General features: G+C 63.6%; 22 protein-coding genes. 15 read left to right on the top strand and 7 right to left on the bottom strand.

The annotated features are described in order from the left end of the window. Positions 1-4: 4 nt before the first annotated feature. From WIN67_RS01085 to WIN67_RS01105, 5 genes are all read right to left on the bottom strand, one after another. A complete protein-coding gene (locus WIN67_RS01085; protein WP_102882711.1) occupies positions 5-583 on the bottom strand; it encodes a hypothetical protein in 579 nt (192 codons plus the stop codon). A 640-nt stretch (positions 584-1,223) separates the two neighbouring features. Further along, on the bottom strand, positions 1,224-1,700 hold the full coding sequence (locus tag WIN67_RS01090) for a DUF6392 family protein (RefSeq protein WP_339070508.1): 477 nt from the start codon (positions 1,698-1,700) through the stop codon (positions 1,224-1,226). A 151-nt stretch (positions 1,701-1,851) separates the two neighbouring features. After that, the gene (locus WIN67_RS01095) at positions 1,852-3,057 is read right to left on the bottom strand and encodes a CynX/NimT family MFS transporter (RefSeq protein ID WP_339070509.1); all 1,206 of its coding nucleotides are present in this window, start codon (positions 3,055-3,057) and stop codon (positions 1,852-1,854) included. Continuing rightward, complete coding sequence (locus tag WIN67_RS01100; RefSeq protein ID WP_102862610.1) at positions 3,044-3,505, bottom strand: nucleoside deaminase; 462 nt, start codon at positions 3,503-3,505, stop codon at positions 3,044-3,046. The genes WIN67_RS01095 and WIN67_RS01100 overlap by 14 nt, the downstream gene beginning before the upstream one ends. 27 nt (positions 3,506-3,532) lie before the next feature. Continuing rightward, the gene (locus tag WIN67_RS01105; RefSeq protein WP_123391831.1) at positions 3,533-4,195 is read right to left on the bottom strand and encodes an ankyrin repeat domain-containing protein; all 663 of its coding nucleotides are present in this window, start codon (positions 4,193-4,195) and stop codon (positions 3,533-3,535) included. Between the two features lie 108 nt (positions 4,196-4,303). Here WIN67_RS01105 and WIN67_RS01110 point away from each other — a divergent pair, with 108 nt between their 5' ends. The 5 genes from WIN67_RS01110 (at position 4,304) to WIN67_RS01130 (ending at position 8,097) form a co-directional block, all read left to right on the top strand. Next, entirely contained in the window at positions 4,304-5,176 is an 873-nt protein-coding gene (locus tag WIN67_RS01110) for a LysR family transcriptional regulator (protein ID WP_110595296.1), read from the top strand. 179 nt (positions 5,177-5,355) lie between these two features. Further along, the gene (locus WIN67_RS01115; RefSeq protein ID WP_016963092.1) at positions 5,356-5,679 is read left to right on the top strand and encodes a hypothetical protein; all 324 of its coding nucleotides are present in this window, start codon (positions 5,356-5,358) and stop codon (positions 5,677-5,679) included. Between the two features lie 418 nt (positions 5,680-6,097). Further along, positions 6,098-6,913, top strand: coding sequence for an energy transducer TonB (locus WIN67_RS01120; protein WP_339070510.1), 816 nt, complete (start codon positions 6,098-6,100; stop codon positions 6,911-6,913). A gap of 55 nt (positions 6,914-6,968) precedes the next feature. Next, on the top strand, positions 6,969-7,694 hold the full coding sequence (locus tag WIN67_RS01125) for a MotA/TolQ/ExbB proton channel family protein (protein WP_110595298.1): 726 nt from the start codon (positions 6,969-6,971) through the stop codon (positions 7,692-7,694). 1 nt (position 7,695) lies between these two features. After that, positions 7,696-8,097 (top strand): ExbD/TolR family protein, encoded by a 402-nt coding sequence (locus tag WIN67_RS01130; RefSeq protein ID WP_011058607.1) that lies wholly within the window; start codon positions 7,696-7,698, stop codon positions 8,095-8,097. Positions 8,098-8,200: 103 nt separating this feature from the next. Here the strand turns inward: WIN67_RS01130 and WIN67_RS01135 are convergent, their stop codons facing one another. Beyond that, a complete protein-coding gene (locus WIN67_RS01135) occupies positions 8,201-9,166 on the bottom strand; it encodes a TerC family protein (protein ID WP_170002587.1) in 966 nt (321 codons plus the stop codon). Positions 9,167-9,456: 290 nt separating this feature from the next. On the opposite strand from WIN67_RS01135, the gene WIN67_RS01140 reads away from it, so the two are divergent. The 7 genes from WIN67_RS01140 to WIN67_RS01170 all read left to right on the top strand — a co-directional run bounded on the left by WIN67_RS01140 (position 9,457) and on the right by WIN67_RS01170 (position 15,617). Next, positions 9,457-10,038: an alpha/beta hydrolase gene (locus WIN67_RS01140; RefSeq protein ID WP_102862617.1), complete on the top strand. Its 582-nt coding sequence runs from the start codon at positions 9,457-9,459 to the stop codon at positions 10,036-10,038. Between the two features lie 58 nt (positions 10,039-10,096). Then, entirely contained in the window at positions 10,097-11,017 is a 921-nt protein-coding gene (locus WIN67_RS01145; protein ID WP_339070513.1) for a sigma 54-interacting transcriptional regulator, read from the top strand. Between the two features lie 301 nt (positions 11,018-11,318). Further along, positions 11,319-12,101 (top strand): MetQ/NlpA family ABC transporter substrate-binding protein, encoded by a 783-nt coding sequence (locus WIN67_RS01150; RefSeq protein ID WP_102882719.1) that lies wholly within the window; start codon positions 11,319-11,321, stop codon positions 12,099-12,101. A gap of 550 nt (positions 12,102-12,651) precedes the next feature. Continuing rightward, positions 12,652-13,317, top strand: coding sequence for an amino acid ABC transporter permease (locus WIN67_RS01155; RefSeq protein ID WP_102862620.1), 666 nt, complete (start codon positions 12,652-12,654; stop codon positions 13,315-13,317). Beyond that, the gene (locus tag WIN67_RS01160) at positions 13,298-13,957 is read left to right on the top strand and encodes an amino acid ABC transporter permease (RefSeq protein ID WP_011058612.1); all 660 of its coding nucleotides are present in this window, start codon (positions 13,298-13,300) and stop codon (positions 13,955-13,957) included. Before WIN67_RS01155 ends, WIN67_RS01160 begins: the two co-directional genes overlap by 20 nt. Then, positions 13,954-14,736 carry an amino acid ABC transporter ATP-binding protein gene (locus tag WIN67_RS01165; RefSeq protein ID WP_102882721.1) on the top strand — a complete coding sequence of 261 codons (783 nt, stop codon included), beginning with the start codon at positions 13,954-13,956 and terminating at the stop codon, positions 14,734-14,736. The genes WIN67_RS01160 and WIN67_RS01165 overlap by 4 nt, the downstream gene beginning before the upstream one ends. Next, complete coding sequence (locus WIN67_RS01170) at positions 14,733-15,617, top strand: transporter substrate-binding domain-containing protein (RefSeq protein WP_102882722.1); 885 nt, start codon at positions 14,733-14,735, stop codon at positions 15,615-15,617. The genes WIN67_RS01165 and WIN67_RS01170 overlap by 4 nt, the downstream gene beginning before the upstream one ends. A gap of 151 nt (positions 15,618-15,768) precedes the next feature. Here the strand turns inward: WIN67_RS01170 and WIN67_RS01175 are convergent, their stop codons facing one another. Next, a complete protein-coding gene (locus WIN67_RS01175; RefSeq protein ID WP_123391823.1) occupies positions 15,769-16,929 on the bottom strand; it encodes an AAA family ATPase in 1,161 nt (386 codons plus the stop codon). Positions 16,930-17,201: 272 nt separating this feature from the next. Here WIN67_RS01175 and WIN67_RS01180 point away from each other — a divergent pair, with 272 nt between their 5' ends. The 3 genes from WIN67_RS01180 to WIN67_RS01190 are packed head-to-tail and all read left to right on the top strand — an operon-like array spanning position 17,202 to position 22,446. After that, positions 17,202-18,296, top strand: a complete 1,095-nt coding sequence (locus WIN67_RS01180) for an efflux RND transporter periplasmic adaptor subunit (protein ID WP_102882724.1) — start codon at positions 17,202-17,204, stop codon at positions 18,294-18,296. Then, entirely contained in the window at positions 18,293-19,363 is a 1,071-nt protein-coding gene (locus WIN67_RS01185; RefSeq protein ID WP_339070515.1) for an efflux RND transporter periplasmic adaptor subunit, read from the top strand. Before WIN67_RS01180 ends, WIN67_RS01185 begins: the two co-directional genes overlap by 4 nt. Continuing rightward, positions 19,360-22,446, top strand: coding sequence for an efflux RND transporter permease subunit (locus tag WIN67_RS01190; protein ID WP_265074029.1), 3,087 nt, complete (start codon positions 19,360-19,362; stop codon positions 22,444-22,446). Before WIN67_RS01185 ends, WIN67_RS01190 begins: the two co-directional genes overlap by 4 nt. Positions 22,447-22,521 lie beyond the last annotated feature (75 nt).

Consider the following 22,521-nt stretch of genomic DNA (forward strand, 5'->3'; position numbering starts at 1 on the left):
TGTTCTATATGTAGTGACTGTGCTCATCACTGAGGACTTTGGCGTCGCGCATGATAATGGAAAACGAGCAGAGCAAGATTCCTTTGACCACCTCATAGGCCGCGTAGGACGAGAAGCCCGCGGAGATCTGCAGAATGCGCTGGCCGGGCGGCAGGTCGATGGACAGGGCCAGGCCTTGCAGGGTTTCCATCATCGGGAAGGTGGCCGGGGCGACGATCCACAGCATGCCCACGCGCCAGAGGATGCGGATGTTGCGGTCGCTCCAGGTTTCGCCGCGCGACAGGCGCAGGAAGAACACCCCGGTCAGGTACAGGGCGAAGCTCGACAGCAGCAAGGGCAGGAAGTCGAGGATCACCAGCAGGGTGAAGCTCAGCGAAGAGAGTTTGAAATCGGCTTCCAGCAGACGCGGCGAGTGGTCGGCGAAGACGCTGAGCAGGGCACCCAGGACCTGGTCCTTGTTGTAGATCCACATTCCGGCATTGCCGCCGACCTCGACCACACCCATGACCCAGGCCAGGATCGCGGCCAGCAGGCCGACCCGTCGTAAGCGGTACTGGGCTGAGCCATTTATTTGGGGGTTCATGCGTCATTCCTTGCAAAACGTTGGGGGTGGCGAATTATTGATAAATAATTATCTGATTACAATAATTTATTTCTCGAAAGATGCCGGCGGTTCATAGCCAGGAATGATGATGTGGCGAGGGAGCAGGCTCCCGCTCGGGCGCGTAGCGGCCGTGAAACCTGAGGTTGCGGTCTTATGGGTGTGCATATCCGTTGCTGCGGTCACGGCCACTTATGGTTTCGCTCTTACAGCGAGTCACTTTGAAGAGCCCAAAGTAACCAAAGGCTCCTGCCCCTACACTCGGTGCCTCGCCTAGGCTCGGCATGCCCGAACTCCGGCATTGATCCGTGGGCCGCCGCAATGGGCCATCCCTGGCCCAGTGCGGCTAACCCGGCGTCCTGCCGGGTTACCCACGGCTCAATGCCTGCGTTCGGCCATCGTGTCTAAGGGGGCAGGCAGATCAAAAGCCAGAGCAAGATCAAAATCTGACGGCGGCCTACCGGCCGGCCTATCTCTGTCTTCCTCCACGTTCCCTGTAGCCGCTGCCGAGCCTGCGAGGCTGCGAAAAGGACCGCAGGGCCTTGCTTGGCGATCTCGCGCCGGTCCTCTGATGCCTACCGGATCGCCGCAAGTCTCCAAGAGCCACGCGGTGTCGCGCGAATCAGTCGCGCTGCGGCTCGAGCAAGTCGAATGACAGGACTTTGATTGTCAGGTCGACGCTATAGACGAAACCCACCCGCGCACTCGGGTGGAGATGCTCCGGCAGGCGGTAGCTCTCCCATGCGTTGAGCATGTATTGCCCATCTGCTGATGGCCTACGTTCCCCCGAGCGCAGGGGCGTGCCGAGCAGGTCGCGAATGTCTTCGGGAGTCATGCTGCGTGAGAACGGGGCGGGCAGTTCGCCGCTGTAGAACGAGCGCCCCTGTTCAAGGGGCATGAGTTCGATCAGTACCTTTTCCAGGGCCAGGCTGTCTTCCCAGAAGTCCAGCATCAGGCCGGGCTCGACGACCACGGTCAGCCATTCGAATTCATCGTAGAGCTTGCCCGTCGGGCGCTCGATGCGCTCTCCCCGGGCGATCAGTTCTGCATGGCTGAGCCCGAGGTTGCTTACCCAGCGGCTGATCGTTTTAGCGTCCATGTCTTCTCCATTGTCCTGTGCTGAGTGGTGGACTCGTTGGCGCGGGTGGCGTCGGCGGCCGATCTTAGCCGGTCGAAAAGACGAATGGTTCTGTTGTGACACAAAGAAAGCCGCCTGCTGCGCTGGCAGGCGGTTGGTTTGAGGACCGCTGTCAGGCCGGTTGTGGCGCTGTGTCGAGCTGGGCCCTGGTCTGATAACTGGCCGGGCTGAAGATTCGCGTCAACAGCAGCATCGCCAGGACGCCGACGATCAACACCCACCAGGCGCTGACAAAGCTGCCGGTGACTTGCCGCAGCCAGCCGCTTAGCCACGGCGAGACGGCGTTGATCAGAAAGCCCACGCCCTGGACAAACGCCGCCAGTTGTCCGGCTTCCCGGGGATCACGGCGGTGATCCAGGGTCAGGATCAGGCTCAGGGCAAAGCACGCTCCGAGGCCGAAGCCGATCAGCGCTACCCACAGGTGCGGGCTCTGCAAGGGCCACAGCACCAGTCCGAGAAAACCTGCGGCCTGGGCCGCGAGGCTGATGCCCAGCAGCGGGCGGCGGTCGCTGCTGCGCTGGGCCAGGGCCGGCATCAGCAGGGCGGCGGTGACTTGGAAAATCGTCATGAAGGCCAGCAGCGAGCCGCTCTGGGTGGCGCTCCAACCCAGCTGCAGGTAGTAGGCCGGCAGCCACGCCACCATGCTCATGTAGCCGCAGTTCACCAAGCCGAAATACAACGCCAGCAGCCAGGCGCGGCGGTTGCTCCAGAGCCCGGCCCTGGGCACCGGGGGGCCGTTGCGGCGTCCGGCGCCCAGGGGCAGGCACAGCCACAGCAGCAGGGCGGCCATGGCCGGCAGCACCCAGATGCCCAACCCCATTTGCCAGTGGGCGAAGTGGCTGGCCACCTGCGGGCTGAGCAGGGCGGCGATGCCGCCACCGCCCATCAGCGAGGCCGAGTAGACGCCCATGGCCAGGGCCACCCGCTGTTGGAACTGGCGCTTGATCAGCGCTGGCACCAGGGCCTGGATCAGGGCCACTCCGGCGCCGCCGAGCAGGGCGGTGGCGAGCAAGGCCGCGGCCTGGCCGAAGAACAGCCGCACCAGGCAGGCCAGCAGCACCAGCAGCAAACCCAGGGACACGCCGCGGCGTTCGCCGAGACGGGCTTCGATCCGTACCCCGAGCAAGGCCACCAGGCCCATGCAGATCACCGGCAGGCTGGTGAGCCAGGCGCTGCTCTGGAAGCTCATGCCGGTGGCGCCGCGAATCTCGTTGAGCAACGGGCTGACCGAGCTAAGGATGGGGCGCAGGTTCAGCCCCAGGCACACCAGCAGCGCCCAGCCGGCGAAGGTCTTGAAGGCCGATTCAGTTCGCTGCATGGCGCGCCTGCCAGTCCTGGTACAGGGCGGTCATGGCCGCCTGGGGCAGGTGCAGCAGCGGCAAGCGCTGTGCTTCCAGGGGCTGGCTCAGCTCTTGGTAGATGGCCGCGGTGGACAGGCCGAATGGCTGCGCCTGTTCATTGCTGGCGGCGAACACCGCGCGGGATACGCCGCACAGGTACATGGCGGCCAGGCACATGGGGCACGGCTGGCCGCTGGCGTAGATCACGCAGTCGTCCAGGCGCGGGCCCAGTTGCTGGCTGGCGGCGCGGATGGCGAGCATTTCGGCGTGGGCGGTGGGGTCCTGGCTGAGGTGGATTTCATTCACCGCCTCGGCCAGCACCCGGCCGTTGCGCACCAGCAGCGCGCCGAACGGGCGGCCGCCCTGTTCGACATTGCGTCGGGCCAGTGCCACGGCCTGTTGCAGGTAGTGCTGATCGTCGTGCATGGAGGGCTCCTTCAAAGGGGGCTGGGGTTACGCCGCGCCGGCATCGCGCAGCAGCTTGGCAATGGCGCTCTGGCCACGGCGCTCGGCCTGTTGCAGCGGGCTGATACCGGCACGATCCGGCAGGTTCAGGTCGGCACCGGCGGCAATCAGCTGGGCGACGATCTGCTGGTGCGCCGGGCCGCCGTCGGACAGCACGATGGCTTCCATCAGGCAGGTCCAGCCCAGGTGGTTGACGTGGTTCAGGTCGACGCCGGCTTCGATCAGCAGACGCACGGTTTCCACATGGCCGCGCTCGCAGGCTGGGATCAGGGCGGTGCCGCCGTAGCGGTTGGTGCTCTTGAGGTCGGCGCCGTGGGCCAGGGTCAGCTTGAGGATTTCGTTGTGGCCGCTGGCGCCGGCCAGCAGGTAGGGGCTGTCCTGGATCAGGTTCTTGCGGTTGACGTCGGCCCCGGCTTCGATCAGTGCGCGGGCGATGTCGATGCGGTTGTCGCGGGTGGCCAGCAGCAGTGGGCTGCTGCCGTCCAGGCCACGATCATCGAGGGCTACGCCTTGCTGGATCAGCTGCTGTACCTGCTGTAACCGACCCTTGCGTACTGCATCCAGCAGCGAGTTGTCGCTGGCCATGACCACCCCCGCCGTTAACAGACTTATGGCCATCAGGCCGCGTTTGAAGGACCGCTTGAGTGGCATGGGAACCTCCCGTTCCTGCTGGTGAAAGGGGAGTATGGTGAAGCCCTTGGGCATTCTGAAATTAAATATAATCATGCCAATCAGTGGCTATCAGAATGGTGATGAGTAATGTTCGATCCCGTGTTGCTGCGCAGTTTCGTGGCGGTTGCCGACTGCCAGAACTTCACCCGCGCGGCCGAGCGCCTGCACTTGACCCAGTCCACCGTGAGCCAGCAGGTGCGGCGCCTGGAGGAGAGCCTGGGCTGCCAGTTGCTTGACCGCGATCAGCGCCGGGTGGTGGCCACGGTGGAGGGCGAGCGCCTGCTGGCCTATGCCCGGCGCATCCTGGCTCTGCATGAGGAGGCCAGCGACGTCTTGATCAACCAGCGCGGCGAGGAAGTGCTGCGCCTGGGGGTGCCGGAAGACTTTGCCGCCGAGCGCCTGATGCCGATGCTCTCGCGCTTTGGCCGCGACTATCCGGCGGTGCGCCTGGAGGTCACCAGTGGTCTGGGACCGGAGTTGCTGCGCCAGTTCCGCCGTGGCGAGTTCGACCTGCTGCTGGTCAAGCAGATGGGCCACAGCGACGACTGCGTGGAATCCTGGCCCGAGCCGCTGTGCTGGGTCGATAGCGTTCGCCAGCCCGCCTTTGGCCGCGATCCGCTGCCGCTGGTGGCGTTCCCGGTGGGCGGTTTGTATCGCCAGGAAATGCTCCACCACCTGGAAGTCGGCGGCTGGCCGTGGCGCATCGCCTATTCCAGCGCCAGCCTGGCCAGTGTCTGCTCGGCGGTGGCGGCGGGCCTGGGCATCAGCCTGTTGCCGGTGCGGGTGCTGGGCAAGGGCCATCGGATGCTCGACGCCGCCAGCGGCTTGCCGGATATCCAGGGCGTGCGCCTGGCGCTGTATGCCGGCAGTGGCCTAAGTCGGGCCGGCAAGGCATTACAAGAGCAGTTGCGAGCAGTGGCCAGCGTCAAGCCGCAAGTTGAAAACACCGGGAAGTTATAAGTGCTTTTGTTTCGGTCATAACTTATAGAGAGCCGATTGCAGGCTATAACTATTTAATTAGTTATTGCGCAAGTTTGTTTTGGACAGAGTTATAAACGCCGACCATGCTGGGTTTGTGAGTTCCAGGAGGAACTTGCTTCATTGGACGAAACATTTAACCGCATAAGGAAACCCGCATTATGTCGAGCATCAATGGAACCTATGTAAACTCCAACGCTGACGCCCGTCTGGTCGTGACCGACGGCAACGACTCCAACGGTTCGTTCAGCGGTGAGTTGACCCAGGCTGGGGTCAAGTACAGCGTCGCCGGGCATTACCACTTCCAGAACAGCACCGGGCAGCCGACCATCATCAATGTATCCGGCTACAACGATGGCTACGGTTACCAGGCCTGGGCGCTGTTCTCACCCGATCACAACTATTCCCGGTTGCGCGCCTCCGGTGCCCGCAGCAACTTCAGCGGCGATGTGGTCGGCCTGAGCGGCGAGTTCGTCAAGCAATAACAAGTTCGATAATAAACAGCCGCTGAATACGCGTTGCCTTATATAAGGCGGCGTGCCGGTTCAGCGGCTTTGTCGTGTCTGCTTGTAAAGTTAATTAAATACATGGGCGCTTAAGTTGGTTTCGAGTGCAATGGGATTCTATTGTTTTTCTGCACTAACAGGCCTGTTTCGATGCTTTGCAGGAATATTTTCAATGCCTGCAAGGCATGGCGTTTTTCCCTCTTGGCTACAGCCCTTGAATCACGTGGCCTGAGCTGTTCCGGGTGAATTCAATATTCCGTTCCGATCTATCTATAACTTGAAAGATTACTTTAAGAGATAAGCGTGGGGCACTGATCATTGACCCCGCGGCACCGTTGCGTGGGGGGTGTTCAAACGCCGGTGCCGGGTTTTTCAAAAGATCGTAGGGAGTGAATCCATGGGCAATGTCCAGACCGCCGCCAGTGCACACGAGGTGCTGTGGCGCCAGGCACCGAGCGGCGAGTTGGTCGACCTCGGCCGGCCTCACCGCTTGCCGCTGGGCCAACTGCGTCTGCAACGCACGCCCAAGGGAATTTTGCGCCGCCGGGAGGCATTCATCCTTGGCGCGGCGGCGCTGCTGCTGCATGCGGCGGTGATCTACTGGCTGAGCCAGAAGCCGACCCCGGTGCTGCCGATCGTGCCGCCGGAAATCCCGCCCATGACCATCGAGTTCTCGCACCCGGCGCCGCCCGTGGTGGAGCCGCCTCCGCCTGTGCCGGTACAGCCAGTGGTGGAGCCACCACCTCCGGTGGAGGACGAGCTGGCGGTCAAGCCGCCACCGCCCAAGCCGGTGCCTAAACCCAAGTCTAAGCCCGTGCCCAAACCCGAGCCGAAGCCTGCACCCAAACCGGTGCAGCAGACGCCGGCACCGCCGCAGCCGGCCGCCCCGGTAGCCGCTCCGGCGCCACCCGCGCCGCCGGCCCCGGCCCCTGTGACGCCGGCTTCGGCCAGTGCCGCGTACCTGAAGAACCCGGCGCCGGAATACCCGTCCCTGGCTCAGCGCCGGGGCTGGGAAGGCACGGTGCTGCTGCGGGTGCATGTGCTGGCCAGCGGCAAGCCGGGGGAGATCCAGATCCAGAAGAGCAGCGGTCGCCAGCAACTCGACGATGCGGCCCTGGCCGCGGTCAAGCGCTGGAGTTTCGTTCCGGCCAAACAGGGCGACGTGGCCCAGGACGGCTGGGTCAGCGTACCCATCGACTTCAAGATTCATTGAACCGCAAGGCCGATCAACCAACACGCGCTAAACGCTTACACAGAGGGAACACATCATGACGTTACTGGCATCTCCACTGGAATCCATCGAAAGCGCGGTGATCTGGCTGTTGGTGGTCTTCTCCGTCGCCACCTGGGGCCTGGCCCTGGTCAAGGGCGTGCAGTTCGCTCGTCTCAAGTCCCAGGATCGCAAGTTCCACAATCAGTTCTGGGCAGCGTCCAGCCTCGACTCCGCCGCTCCCCTGAGTGAAACCCAGCCCGGCGCGGCGGCCCGGGTGGCCCAGGCCGGCTATGCGGCGATCCAGGTTGGCGACGCCCCCCATGCAGCGGACCTGAGCCAGGCAATCAACCACCAGGACCGCCTTGAACGTGCCCTGCGCCAGCAGATCGTGCGCGAGCGCCGCTCCCTGGAAAGCGGCCTGGCGGTGGTCGCCAGTATCGGTAGCACCTCGCCCTTTATCGGCCTGTTCGGCACCGTGTGGGGGATCATGGAAGCCCTGAAAGGCATCAGCGCGGCGGGCTCGGCGAGCCTGGAAACCGTGGCCGGTCCCATCGGCGCGGCCTTGGTGGCCACCGGCGTGGGGATCGCCGTCGCAGTGCCGGCGGTGCTGGTCTACAACTACTTCCTGCGGCGCCTGAAGCTCACCGCAGCGGACCTGGACGACTTCGCCCACGACTTCTACAGCCTGGCGCAGAAGAACTCGTTCCGCGTGCTGATCCACCCGAGCCTGCACAAGGCTGCGGCCCAGGGCAGCCTGCAAAAAGTGCAGGAGGCGTCCTGATATGGCCTTCTCTACCCAAGACAGCGATGAGGTGCTGAGCGAGATCAACGTCACGCCATTGGTGGACGTGATGCTGGTACTGCTGGTGGTGTTCATCGTCACCGCGCCGCTGCTGACCAACGCCATCCCGATCAACCTGCCCAAGACCGAGGCCGTGGCCCCGGTGGAACAGAAAGACCCGCTGGTGGTGAGCATCGACGGCGCCGGCAAACTCTTTATCAACAAGGACGAGATCCAGCCGGACCTGCTGGAAACCAACTTGCAAGCGGCCAAGGCCAAGGACCCGCAAGTGCGGGTCCAGCTGCAGGCCGACGATGGCGTCAACTACGGGGAAGTGGCCCGGGCCATGGCGTCCATCGAGCGTGCGGGCATCACCAAGCTATCGGTGATTACCGCGCGCTGACACCGAGCAACAAAGCCACGACTTTTCAGGCCGTCTCCTTGGCAGGGTGCGGCCTTTTTTTTTGCCAGACACTTTGAGCGTCTTCCTGGGCGTGCCTGAGACCTCATGGTTTGCCAGCGATGCGTGTTCTGTTCCTGGTCAGCGTCAGGCTCAGTACCACCGCACTGAGGATGATGCCGCCGACGATGGCCAGCGACCAATGGACCGGCATATGGAACCAGGGCGCGGCCAGCATTTTGCTTCCGATAAACACCAGCACTATGGCCAGTCCGTACTTGAGCAGATGGAACCGCTCAGCCATGTCCGCGAGCAGGAAGTACAAGGCGCGCAGGCCCATGATGGCGAATATGTTGGAGGTGAACACGATGAAGGGATCGGTGGTCACGGCGAAAATCGCCGGGATGCTATCGACCGCAAAAATCAGGTCGCTGGCCTCGATCAACACCAGCACCAGGAACATCGGCGTCGCCCAGAGCAGGCCATTGTGGATGACAAAAAAACGCTCGCCGTGAAACTCCTGGGTGACGCGCAAGTGCTTGCGCATCCAGCGCAGTATCGGGTTTTTGTCGAGGTCGGGTTGTTGCTCGGCAAAGATCAGCATCTTGATGCCCGTGACGACCAGCAGGACTCCGAAGACGTAGAGCAGCCAGGCGAACTCCTGTACCAGCCAGACGCCGGCGAGAATCATTGCTGCACGCATGACGATGGCACCGAGTACGCCGTACAGCAGCACGCGCCGCTGCAATGGCGGCGGTACGGCGAAATAGCTGAAGATCATCACGAAGACGAACATGTTGTCGATCGACAGTGACTGTTCGATCAGGTAGCCGGTGAGGAACTCAAGGGTTTTGCGCTGGGCGATTTGCGCACCCAGCGTATCGTTCAGATACCACCAGAGCAGACCGGCGAAGACCAATGCCAGGCTGGCCCAGGCTATGACCCAGGCCAGCGCCTCCCGGGCCGAAACCCGATGGGCCTTGCGCCCACCGAAGACAAACAGGTCAAGCGCCAGTACGGCGATGACGAAGACGATGAAAGCAGCCCACATCCAAGGTTCACCGATGTTCATCGCGGCCACGCCTCAAATGAGTTGAGGTTTATCCCCCGTGACAGTCTTGGAATGACGCACCCCGGGGGCGGATGGTTCTCATCCTAGCCAGCCGGTTTGATCAAGAAAAAGTCGTATATTTTTGGCCGATAGTTCGATGCCGACGAATTGTTTGCGCGCAGGCAAAAGGATTGAAGGAGGCAGGTCTTATATTCTTTTGGGGTATTAATAAATAGCTTCTTATTCCTTAACGAATATAAATCCCCTCCCTATACTCGTCCGGGAACAGACACGCAGCAGGAGAGTTCCCCATGCGCAACGAATCCATTCGCTACTTGATTGTGCCGGGCTGGCAAGGATCGCCAGAAGATCATTGGCAAACCCATTGGCAGAACAGCCTGCCCAACAGTGCGCGGGTGGAGCAGGCCGATTGGCTGACGCCGCGCCGTGAAGACTGGGTGGCGGCCCTGGCCGAAGCCATCGCCATCGACGACACCCCGGTGATCCTGATTGCCCACAGCCTGGGTTGCATCACCGTGGCCCACTGGGCGGCGCGCGCGCCCGCGGCAGCGCTGCGCCAGGTGCGCGGTGCGCTGCTGGTGGCGCCGGCGGATGTCGAGCGTGCGGCCTGTGCGCCGGCCCTGCGCAATTTCGCGCCGATTCCCCGGGACCTGCTGCCGTTCCCCAGCCAGGTGGTGAGTTCGGACAACGACAGCGCCGTCAGCGCGCCGCGTGCCCTGGAACTGGCCCGTGACTGGGGCGCCGAAGCCGGGATTCTGGCGGGAGCCGGGCATATCAACGTCAAGTCCGGCCACCAGCGCTGGGAGCAGGGATTCGCCTATCTCTATCGCCTGCAGAACCGCATGGAACAACACGCCCTGCGTCGTGCCTGACCGTATTTTCCCTGTTTAAACGCCCCCGTCCTCAGGCGGTTTTGGGCGGGAGTCTGCCATGAGTCCTCACACCCCTTTCGGCCAGCCGCTGCTGACCTTTCCCGATGCGGAAAAAAGTCCCCTGAGCATCCGCGCCAAGGCGCTGGTGTTCGTCGATCCACGTTCGCGACAACTGCGTGAAGAGCTGGAGCAACTGGCGCCCCGTGCGATCTCGGTGCTGATCCGTGGTGAAACCGGCACCGGCAAGGAACTGCTGGCCCGACACATCCACCGCGCCAGCGACCGCAGCGGGCTGTTTGTCTCGGTCAACTGCGGCGCCATCAGCCCCACGTACGCCGACGCCGAGCTGTTCGGCTACGCCGTCGGCAGCTTCAGCGGCTCCGCCAGCAGCCGGGCCGGCTGGTTCGGTTCGGCCAATGGCGGAACCCTGTACCTGGACGAGATCGGCGACTTGCCGCTGCCGATCCAGACCAAGCTGCTGGCAGCCCTGGAGAACCACGAAGTGACCCGGGTCGGCGCCCAGCAACCGAGCCCGGTGGATGTGCGCCTGGTGGCGGCCACCAGCATCGACCTGGCCCAGGCGGTGGCGGCGGGCAAGTTTCATGAGCGCCTGTACCGCTACCTCAGCGAGGGCCAGTTGGAGCTGCCGGCGCTGCGCGAGCGGGTCGGGGATATCGAGTCCCTGGCCGAGTATTTCCTGGGGATCTACAGCCAGCGCCTGGACCTGCCGGTGCCGCTGATCAGCGAAGCCGCGCAACAGGCCCTGGAGCGCCACAGCTGGCCGGGCAATACCCGGGAGCTGGAGAACGTCATTCACTTTGCGCTGCTGGTCAGCAGCGGCGAGGAAATTCTTCCCGAGCACCTCAACCTGCCGCCGACGCGCTCGCCGCTGGAGCAGATCGAGCTGCTGCTGCGGCAGATCGCCGAGAGCGATTCAGACGCGGATCGCCAGGCCCTCAAGCGCCTGCTGGCGGTGTAGCCGCTGCCGCAGGCTGCGACCGGCTGCGCAGCAGACGCAAAACCGTTCACCACGATCCTGCTGGATAGCCCCGATGCCCCTGGCGCCGACTGCGTCGTCGATCGCAGCCTTCGGCAGCGGCTACAGGGCGCGGTGGTGCGGGATGTATGAACAAAATGGAATATGAACGTGAATAAAAGATATTGTTCGGGAATAAAAAATCTCGGTATTGTCCGCTTCACGCCAGCAGTGGCACATCACTGGCACCCAGATAAGCACCTCATTTGAAGCCGTCGTCGATCCCGACACCTAAGGACCTTGCATGAAAAAAGTTCTGTTGTTCACCGCACTGGCGGCAGCCCTGAGCGCCGGTATTGCCCAGGCCGGCGAGAAGCTGGTGGTTGCCGCGACCCCGGTGCCCCACGCCGAGATTCTCGAGCTGATCAAGCCCACCCTGGCCAAGGAAGGCGTGGACCTGGAAATCAAGGTTTTCACCGACTACGTGCAACCCAACGTACAGGTCGATCAGAAGCGTCTGGACGCCAACTACTTCCAGACCCTGCCGTACCTGAAGAACTTCAACGAAGGCAAGGGCACTCACCTGGAAACCGTGATCGGTGTGCACGTCGAACCCTTCGGCGGCTACTCGAAGAAGGTCAAGTCCCTGGCCGAGCTGAAAGATGGCGCCACCATTGCCATCCCCAACGAAGGCAGCAACAGCGGCCGTGCCCTGATCCTGCTGCACAAGGCCGGTCTGATCGAGCTCAAGGACCCGAAGAACGCCGTGTCCACGCCCAAGGACATCGCCAAGAACCCGCACAACTTCAAGTTCAAGGAGCTTGAGTCGGCCATGCTGCCACGGGTCCTGGATCAGGTTGACCTGGACATGATCAACACCAACTACGCCCTGGAAGCGGGCCTGAACCCGGCCAAGGATGCGCTGGTCATCGAAGGCGCCGATTCGCCTTACGTGAACTACCTGGTGGCGCGTCCGGACAACAAGGACAGCGCGGCGATCCAGAAGCTGGCCAAGGCCCTGACCAGCCCAGAGGTCAAAGCCTTCATCGAGAAGAAATACAGCGGCGCGGTACTGCCGGCGTTCTGATGAACTAGGCTACTGAAGCGACAAACCCCTTCAAGGTTTGAACGCCGACGGCTATCACAGCGTCGGCGTTTTTTATTGCGTCGGCAAAAGCCGTAGGAGCCGGCCGGGCGGCGTTCCGCTTGCCGGCGAAGAGGTCCTCAGGCCGGGTACAAACCTGAAGGGCGCCTTCGCTGGCAAGCCAGCGCTTACACAAGTGGAGCGCTTTTGGCGGTGGCTTGGGTGGCGCGGCGCAACGCCGTCAGCCACTTCATCAGTTCATGGGGGGGCAGGGGTTGCGGGGGCTTTGTATCGGCCATGGTGGTCGTCCTTGAGGGGTGTAGCGTCCAGTGGAGGTGCGGGCGCGAAAGCTCCGTTCGACCCGGTTGAAAAGGTAGTAGCCCGGCGCCAGCCCGGCAAATCCGCGGGTTAGGTTTTTGGGTGATATCAATATGCTCTAACGGTATTTAAATTCTGCTTTTTATAGCTATAAAGTCGCGGCAGCCGGGCGGTTACCCACTGCCCCACGGACTGCACCACCGTCGCTATACCCCAGCGGCGTTCAGGATGATTCATGACCCTCGATTACGCTTTTATCCTCAGCACCCTGCCGGCCTTTCTCAAAGCCGTGGGAGTGACCCTGCAGGTCGGCCTGATCGCCATCGGCACCTCGCTGCTGGTAGCCCTGATCAACGCCACTGTCCTGGTGTTTCGCACCCCTTACCTGCACCGCCTGATCGGCCTGTACGTGGAACTGGCGCGCAACACACCGCTGTTGATCCAGCTGTTCTTCGTCTACTTCGCCTTGCCGGCCCTGGGGATCAAGGTCTCGGGTTTTGCCGCGGCGATCATCACCATGACCTTTCTCGGTGGCGCCTACCTCACCGAAGTGCTGCGCGCCGGGGTGGAAGCCGTGCCCCAGGCGCAGCTGGAGTCGGGGCGCTCCATCGGCCTGTCGCAGTGGCAGTTGCTGCGCTACGTGATCCTGCCCCAGGCCGGGATCCTCAGCCTGCCGTCGCTGTTCGCCAATTTCATTTTCCTGCTCAAGGAAACCACCGTGGTTTCGGCGGTGGCGGTGCCGGAGATTCTCTACACCACCAAGAGCTACATCGCCCTGTACTACAAGACCTACGAAATGCTCGCGGTGCTGACGCTGATCTGCGTGCTGTTGTTCTTGCCGCTGTCGCTGTTGCTCAGCCGTCTGGAAAGGAGGTTGCAACATGGCCAGTTCGGGTCTTGAGCTGTTGCTGGTGTCCTTGCCGCAACTGGCCCGGGGCGCTGCGCAGACTTTGTCGATTTCGCTTTTGAGCATTGCCTTCAGCACCCTGGGCGGGGTGCTCTACGGCGTGCTGCGCAGCTTGCAGCGCAAGGTGCTGGATGTGCCGCTGCGGATCTACCTGGAGCTGTTCCGAGCGATCCCGGTGCTGGTCTGGTTGTACCTGCTGTTCTTCGGCTTTCCGATTTTCTTCGGCCTCAGCATTCCCAGTTTCACCTGCGCGGTGCTGGTGCTGTCGCTGTGGGGCGCCAGCGAAGTCGGCGAGGTGGTGCGCGGGGCCCTGCAATCCCTGCCCCGGGGCCAGCGTGAAGCGGGTCTGTCCATTGGCCTCTCCGGTGCCCAGCTGTACGGCTACGTCTTGCTGCCCCAGGCGCTGAAACGCATGACGCCGCCGACCATCAACGTCTACACGCGAATCATCAAGACCAGTTCCCTGGCGGTGCTGATCGGCGTGGTGGACGTGATCAAGGTCGGCCAGCAGATCATCGAGCGCACCTACGAATCGGTGCTGATCTACGGCGTTCTGTTCCTGTTTTTCTTCTTTATCTGCTACCCGCTGTCGGCCGCCTCCCGCGTGCTGGAGCGGCGCTGGACGCAAGCATGAGCGCATTGATCGAGTTCCAGGGTTTCAACAAATTCTTCGGCCCGCAGCAGGTGCTCAAGGAGGTCGACCTCAGCGTGGCGGCGGGGGAGGTGATCGTCATCCTCGGCCCCAGCGGCTGCGGCAAGAGCACTCTGCTGCGTTGCCTCAACGGTCTGGAAAGCGCCCACAGTGGCCATCTGCGTTTCGCCGGGCGCGAGCTGCTCAGCCCCGACACCGACTGGCGTCAGGTGCGCCAGCAGATCGGCATGGTGTTCCAGAGCTATCACCTGTTCCCCCACATGAACGTGCTGGACAACCTCCTCCTGGGGCCGCTCAAGGTGCAAAAGCGCGAGCCCCGCGAAGCTCGGGCCCAGGCCGAAGCGCTGCTGGAGCGGGTGGGCCTGCTGGACAAGCGCGAGGCCTTTCCCCGGCAGCTGTCCGGCGGCCAGCAGCAACGCATCGCCATCGTCCGTTCGTTGTGCATGAACCCCCAGGTGATGCTGTTCGATGAGGTCACCGCGGCCCTTGATCCGGAGATGGTCAAGGAAGTGCTGCAGGTGATCCAGGGCCTGGCCCGGGACGGCATGACCCTGTTGATCGTCACCCATGAAATGGCCTTCGCCCGGGCCGTGGCCGACCGCATCGTGTTCATGGATGGCGGGCGCATCGTGGAACAGAACACCCCCGAGGCTTTCTTCACCAACCCGCAGAGCGCACGCGCGCAGCAGTTCCTGGAGAAGTTCTCGTTCGTTGAAGCACTGCCCAAGAAAGCCCCTAAAAAGGAACTGGAGCTCTTATGAAAACTGCCAAGTCTTCGCTGTTGTTACTGCCGCTGTTCGGTCTGGCCCTGCTGGCCGGCTGCGATAAATCCAATGATGCACCCAAGCCTGCGGCCACCGCTGCCAGCGCCGCGCCGGCGGCCGGTTACCTGGACAAGATCAAGGCCCGGGACAAGCTGATCGTCGGGGTGTTCACCGACAAGCCGCCGTTCGGTTTCGTCGATGAGACCGGGCGCTATGTGGGCTTCGATACCGACATCGGCCGCCAGTTCGCCAAGGACCTGTTGGGGGACGAGAACAAAGTGGAGTTCGTCGCCGTGGAACCGGCCAGCCGCATTCCCTTCCTGCAGAGCGACAAGGTTGACCTGATCCTGGCCAACATGACCGTGACCCCGGAGCGCAAGCAAGCGGTGGAATTCACCAACCCCAACCTCAAGGTGGCGGTGCAGGCCCTGGTACCCGAAGGCAGCCCGGTGAAGAGCCTGGATGACCTGGCAAGCCGCACCACCATCGTCACCACCGGCACCACCGCAGACATCTGGCTGACCCAGAACCACCCGGACTGGAAGCTGCTCAAGTTCGAGAAAAACACCGAGTCCCTGCAAGCCCTGGCCAATGGCCGTGGCGACGCCTATGCCCAGGACAACCTGATTCTGTTCAGCTGGTCCAAGCAGAACCCGGGCTACCGCGTATTGCCCCAGACCCTGGGCGAACAGGCACCGATTGCCCCGGCGGTGAAGAAGGGCAACATCGAACTGCGGGACTGGGTGAATGCCGAACTGGCCAAGCTGGGCGAAGAAAAGTACCTGCTCAAGCTGTATGACCAGTACGTGCGCAAAGAGCTGAGCGATGACACCCCGCCTGAGAGCGTGATTGTCGAAGGCGGCAAATGGCAGGGCTGAGGCGTACTGTCGGCTGCTGAATCCACTGTGTAGCCGCTGCCGAAGGCTGCGAACGGCTCCGAAGGAGACGCCGCGCTTGAGGGCCTCGGAAGGTCCTGCGGACCTTATCGCAGCCTTCGGCAGCGGCTACAGGGTGTGGGAGGCGCGATTTTCAGTCGGGCCAGTACCAGGCCGGTTCGTCGAGCATGCGCTGGCCGACGATGCCGGTCTGGCCCAGCTCTTTCTCCAGCACGATGCAGTTGCATTCGGGGTCTTCCTGCAAGGCCGCGATCAGGCGCCGGGCGTGGGACACCACCCACACCTGGCACTGCTCTGAAGCCCTGATGATCAAGCGCGCCAGGGCCGGCAACAGGTCCGGGTGCAGGCTGGTCTCCGGTTCGTTGAGCACCATCAGGCTCGGCGGACGCGGGGTCAGCAAGGCCGCTACCAGCAACAGGTAGCGCAAGGTGCCGTCCGACAGTTCCGCGGCCGACAGCGGTCGCAATAACCCCTCCTGATAGAACTCGATGGCGAAGCGTCCACCCTGCAGCGGGGCGATGTTCAGCCGCGCGCCGGGGAAGGCGTCGCTGATGGCCGCCTGCAGCGCCTCGGGGTCGCCGATCTCGCGAATGGTCTGCAACGCCGCCGCCAGGTCGCGGCCATCGTGATGCAGCACCGGCGTGCGGGTGCCCAGTTGCGGCTGGCGCACCGGGGCTTCGCTGTCGCTGCGAAAGTGATCGTAGAAACGCCAGCGACGAATGAACTCGCGCATCTGCAGCACTTCCGGCGAGCCGCGCAGGCTGCCCACTTGATCGAACAGGCTGTCGAAGTCCGGCGTGTGCTGGGCCAGCACGTCCCAGCTGCGGCCCTGGCGCGTGCGGATCAACGGGCCGGCACGGTCCACCAGCAGGCTGGCGGGACGGTAGAGCGGCCCGGACCAGATGCATTCCTTCTTGATCTGCGGGTCCAGGGCAAACGCCGAGTGACTGGGCTCCGGCAGACCCAGGGCGATGGCGTAGCTGAAGTCTTCTCCGGCAAAGCCCAGGCGCAGGCGCTTGCTGGAAGAGCGCACGCTGGCCTCGATCGGCACCTCGCCGTTGCGCATGCGTCGGCTGAGGTTTTCCGGCCCGGCCCAGAAGGTCGATTCCAACCCGCCTTCCTTGGCCAGGGCATTGACCACGCCGCCCTGGGCGGTCTCTGCCAGCAGGCGCAGGGCGCGGTACAGATTGGACTTGCCGCTGCCATTGGCGCCGGTGATCAGGTTCAGTCGGCCGAGGGGCATCACCAGTTTGTTGATGGAGCGGTAATTGGCCACCGCCAGGGTCTTGAGCATGCCGGGTCTCCTGTTGCGTGGTGCGCAGTGTGCCTGATTTGTAGAGCGGGAGCTTGCTCGCCGCCGCCTCCGAAACCGCTGCTGTGTTTGCCCGGACAGGGTGCGCTGCAAGGCTGGCGACTGCGGCGCCCAGGGGCGTCGGTCGGCCGAGCGGGAGCTGGCGTCCTCGCTACGAAAGCCCTGTTTATGAGACCTGCGTGCAAGGGTTGAACCCTGTTCTAAGCTCACAGTCGTAACGTCACTGGCGCGACGATCAAGCACAAGGAGCCTGCATGGCTGGTCTCAAATCGAGGTGGATAGTGGGGCTGAGTCTGCTGGCGCTGCTCGGCGGCTGCGGAGCGGAAAAGCCGACCGAGAAGGAACGCCCGCGGGTGCGTATCCAGCAAGTGCAGAGCAGCGATTTTGCCCCGTCGGTGACCCTCACCGGTGACGTCCAGGCCCGGGTGCAGACCGAGTTGTCGTTCCGCGTCGGCGGCAAGATCATCCAGCGTCTGGTGGATGTCGGCGACCGGGTTTCCGCCCAGCAGGTACTGGCCCGGCTCGATCCCAAGGACTTGCAGACCAACGTCGATTCCGCCGCTGCCGCGGTGTTTGCCGAACAGGCACGGGTCAAGCAGGCCAGTGCGGCCTTCGTTCGCCAGCAGAAACTCTTGCCCAAGGGCTACACCAGCCAGAGCGAATACGATTCGGCCCAGGCCGCCCTGCGCAGCAGCCAGAGCGCCTTGAGCGCGGCCCAGGCGCAGTTGGCCAATGCCCGCGAGCAGTTGAGCTACACCGAACTGGTGGCTGAGGCGCCGGGGGTGATCACCGCGCGTCAGGCCGAAGTGGGCCAGGTGGTACAGGCCACCATGCCGATCTTCAGCCTGGCCCGGGACGGCGAGCGCGACGCGGTGTTCAACGTCTACGAATCGCTGCTGATGCAGCCGCCGGGCCAGGAAACCATCCACGTCAGCCTGCTGGACAACCCCAAGGTGACCACCACCGGCAAAGTCCGCGAGGTGACCCCGGTGGTCTCGGCCCAGAGCGGTACGGTGCAGGTCAAGGTGGTGCTCGATTCGCTGCCGGCGGGCATGGACCTGGGCTCGGTGGTCAGTGCCACCGCCCGGGCCCACGGCAAGGCCACGGTGGTGCTGCCTTGGTCGGCCTTGACCAAGAACCTCAGCGAACCGGCGGTGTGGCTGGTGGGCGAGGACGGCAAGACCGTGCTGCACAGCGTCAAGGTCGGGCGTTACCTGACCGGCCAGGTGATCATCAGCGACGGCCTCAAGGGCGGCGAGAACGTGGTGGTGGCCGGGGGGCAGTTGTTGCACCCGGGGATGTTGGTCGAGATTGCCGGGCCGACCAAGGAACAGGGAGCACAACCATGAAGCGCCTGCTGCCGTTGTTATGGGCCAGCCTCTTGCTGCTGGGCTGCTCCAAGGAAGAACCGGCGCCGGAGCCGGTGCGTCCGGTGCTGTCGATCCAGGTGGCGCCGCAATCGGAGGAAAGCCTCGGGCGCTTTGCCGGCAACATCCAGGCCCGTTTTGAAACCAACCTGGGCTTTCGGGTGCCGGGGCGGATTGCCAGCCGCAATGTGGATGTCGGTGCCGAAGTGGGGCCCGGGGACTTGCTGGCGACCCTCGATCCCACCGACCAGCAGAACCAACTGCGGGCCGCCCAGGGTGACCTGGCCAAGGTCGAGGCGCAGTGGATCAACGCCCAGGCCAATGCCCGGCGCCAGCAGGAGCTGTTCGACCGTGGCGTCGGCGCCCAGGCGCAACTGGACATTGCCCAGACCGACTTGAAGACCACCGGCGCTTCCCTGGCTCAGGCCAAGGCGGCCGTGCGCCAGGCCCAGGACCAGCTCAACTACAGCCAACTGCGCAGCGATCACGGCGGCGTGGTCACCGCCTGGAATGCCGAAGCCGGGCAGGTGGTGACAGCGGGCCAGCAGGTGGTGACCCTGGCCCGGCCGCAGATCAAGGAGGCGGTGATCGACCTGCCGGCAACCCTGGTGGATCAACTGCCGGCGGACGTGGAGTTCAAGGTCGCGGCCCAGCTCGACCCGAGCATCAGCACCACGGCCACCGTGCGCGAGATCGAGCCCCAGGCCCAGAGCGCGACCCGTACCCGTCGCGCCCGCCTGACCCTCAAGGACACTCCCGAGGCCTTTCGCCTGGGCACCGCCATCAGCGTGACCCTGAGCTCGGCCATCGAGCCGCGCACCGAGTTGCCCCTGACGGCCCTGCAAGAGGTGGATGGCCAGATCCGGATCTGGGTCATCGACCCGCAGAGCCAGACCGTCGCCCCCCGGGAGATCAAGGTGCTCAGCCGCGACAGCGATTCGGCGCTGATCAGCCAGGGGGTCAAGCCCGGCGAGCGCATCGTCAGCGCCGGGGTCAACAGCCTCAAGCCGGGGCAGAAAGTCAAAGTCGATGAGGGCCGCGCACAATGACGCCTGACAGCAAAGGGAGCTTCAACCTGTCCGAGTGGGCGATCAAGCATCAGTCCTTCGTCTGGTACCTGATGTTTGTTGCGCTGCTGATGGGGGTGTTTTCCTACCTGAACCTGGGGCGTGAGGAGGACCCGTCCTTCACCATCAAGACCATGGTCATCCAGACTCGCTGGCCCGGCGCGACCCAGGAAGAAACCCTGAAGCAGGTCACCGACCGCATCGAGAAAAAACTCGAAGAGCTGGACTCGCTCGACTACGTGAAAAGCTACACCCGCCCCGGCGAGTCGACGGTGTTCGTCAACCTGCGCGACACCACCAGTGCCAAGGACATTCCCGAGATTTGGTATCAGGTGCGCAAGAAGATCAACGACATCCGCGGCGATTTCCCCCAGGGCTTGCAGGGCCCGGGTTTCAACGATGAGTTCGGCGATGTGTTCGGTTCGATCTACGCCTTCACCGCCGACGGCCTGAGCATGCGCCAACTGCGTGACTACGTGGAGCAGGTGCGCGCCGAGATCCGCGAAGTGCCGAACCTGGGCAAGGTGGAGATGGTCGGTGAGCAGGACGAAGTCATCTACCTGAACTTCTCCACGCGCAAGCTGGCGGCCCTGGGCATCGACCAGCGCCAGGTCCTGCAAAGCCTGCAAGCGCAGAACGCGGTGACCCCGGCCGGGGTGATCGAGGCCGGGCCGGAGCGGATCTCGGTGCGCACCTCGGGGCAGTTCGCCTCGGAGAAGGACCTGGCCACGGTCAACCTGCGCCTCAACGACCGCTTCTATCGCCTGGCCGACATCGCCGACATCAGTCGCGGCTACGTCGACCCTGCCACACCGCTGTTCCGTTTCAATGGCCAGCCGGCCATCGGCCTGGCCATTGCCATGAAGAAGGGCGGCAACATCCAGGACTTCGGCAAGGCCCTGCATGCGCGCATGAATGAGCTGACCGCCGACCTGCCAATCGGTATCGGCGTGCACAAGGTCTCGGATCAGGCCGAGGTGGTGCAGGAGGCGGTGGGCGGTTTCACCAGCGCCTTGTTCGAGGCGGTGATCATCGTCCTGGTGGTGAGCTTCATCAGCCTTGGGATGCGCGCCGGGCTGGTGGTGGCCTGCTCGATTCCGCTGGTGCTGGCCATGGTCTTCGTGTTCATGGAGTACAGCGGCATCACCATGCAGCGGATCTCCCTGGGGGCCTTGATCATCGCCCTGGGGCTGCTGGTGGACGACGCCATGATCACCGTGGAAATGATGGTCACGCGCCTGGAGAAGGGCGAGAGCAAGGAGCAGGCGGCGACCTTTGCCTACACCTCCACCGCCTTCCCGATGCTCACCGGGACCCTGGTGACCGTGGCCGGCTTCGTACCTATCGGCCTCAACGCCAGCTCCGCTGGTGAGTACACCTTCACCCTGTTCGCGGTGATCGCCGTGGCCATGCTGGTGTCGTGGATCGTCGCGGTGCTGTTTGCCCCGGTGATCGGCATCCACATCCTCAGCACCAACGTCAAACCCCACTCCGAGGAGCCGGGGCGCGTCGGTCGCGCCTTCAATGGCGGCCTGCTGTGGGCCATGCGCAACCGCTGGTGGGCGATTGGCATCACCGTGCTGCTGTTTGTCGCGTCGGTGTTCGGCATGCGTTTTGTGCAGAACCAGTTCTTTCCGTCTTCCGACCGGCCGGAGATCCTGGTGGACCTCAACCTGCCGCAGAACGCCTCGATCGACGAGACCCGCATGGCCGTGGACCGGTTGGAAGCGACCCTCAAGGACGACCCGGACATCGAGCGCTGGAGCACTTACATCGGCGAAGGCGCGATCCGTTTCTACCTGCCCCTGGACCAGCAACTGCAGAATCCGTATTACGCCCAGCTGGTGATCGTCAGCAAGGGCCTGGAGCAGCGCACGGCCCTGACCGAGCGTTTGCGCAAGCGCCTGCGCGAAGACTTCGTCGGCATCGGCAGCTATGTGCAGGCCCTGGAAATGGGCCCGCCGGTGGGGCGGCCGATCCAGTACCGGGTCAGCGGCAAGGACATCGACCAGGTGCGCAAGCACGCCATCGACCTGGCCACCGAACTGGACCGGAACCCGCACATCGGCGAGATCATCTACGACTGGAACGAGCCCGGCAAAGTGCTGCGCATCGACATCGCCCAGGACAAGGCGCGGCAACTGGGGCTGTCCTCGGAAGATGTGGCGCGACTGATGAACAGCATCGTCAGCGGTTCCACCGTGACCCAGGTGCATGACGACATCTACCTGATCAACGTGGTTGGCCGTGCCGACGACAGTGAGCGCGACTCACCGGAAACCCTGCAGAACCTGCAGATCGTCACCCCCAATGGCACCTCGATTCCGCTGCTGGCCTTCGCCACGGTGGGCTACGAACTGGAGCAGCCGCTGGTGTGGCGCCGCGACCGCAAACCCACCATCACCATCAAGGCGGCGGTGCGCGACGCGATCCAGCCCACCGACCTGGTCAAGCAATTGCAGCCGGACATCGACCAGTTTGCCGCGCAGTTGCCTGCCGGCTACTCGGTGGCCACCGGCGGCACCGTGGAGGAAAGCAGCAAGGCCCAGGGTCCGATTGCCAAGGTGGTGCCGCTGATGCTGTTCCTCATGGCGACCTTCCTGATGATCCAGTTGCACAGCGTGCAGAAGCTGTTCCTGGTGGCCAGCGTCGCGCCTCTGGGGCTGATTGGCGTGGTCCTGGCCCTGGTGCCCACCGGCACGCCCATGGGCTTTGTGGCGATCCTCGGGATTCTCGCGCTGATCGGCATCATCATCCGCAACTCGGTGATCCTGGTGACCCAGATCGACGAATACGAGCGCGAGGGTTATCACCCCTGGGACGCGGTGCTGGAAGCCACCCACCATCGGCGTCGACCTATCCTGCTGACCGCCGCAGCGGCCAGCCTGGGGATGATCCCGATTGCCCGGGAAGTGTTCTGGGGGCCGATGGCCTACGCCATGATTGGCGGCATCATCGTTGCCACCTTGCTGACCTTGCTGTTCCTCCCGGCGCTGTACGTGGCCTGGTACAAAATCAAGGAGCCCAGCCAAGACACTGACCGCACTCGCCCCACGGCCTCTTAGGAGCTGGCTTGCCAGCGAAGGGGCCCAGGAGGCGAGCGCTTGATCCGGAAACGCCTTCGCCGGCAAGCCGGCTCC

This window comes from Pseudomonas idahonensis (genome assembly GCF_037903935.1).
In the GTDB taxonomy this organism is placed as follows: domain Bacteria; phylum Pseudomonadota; class Gammaproteobacteria; order Pseudomonadales; family Pseudomonadaceae; genus Aquipseudomonas; species Aquipseudomonas danubii.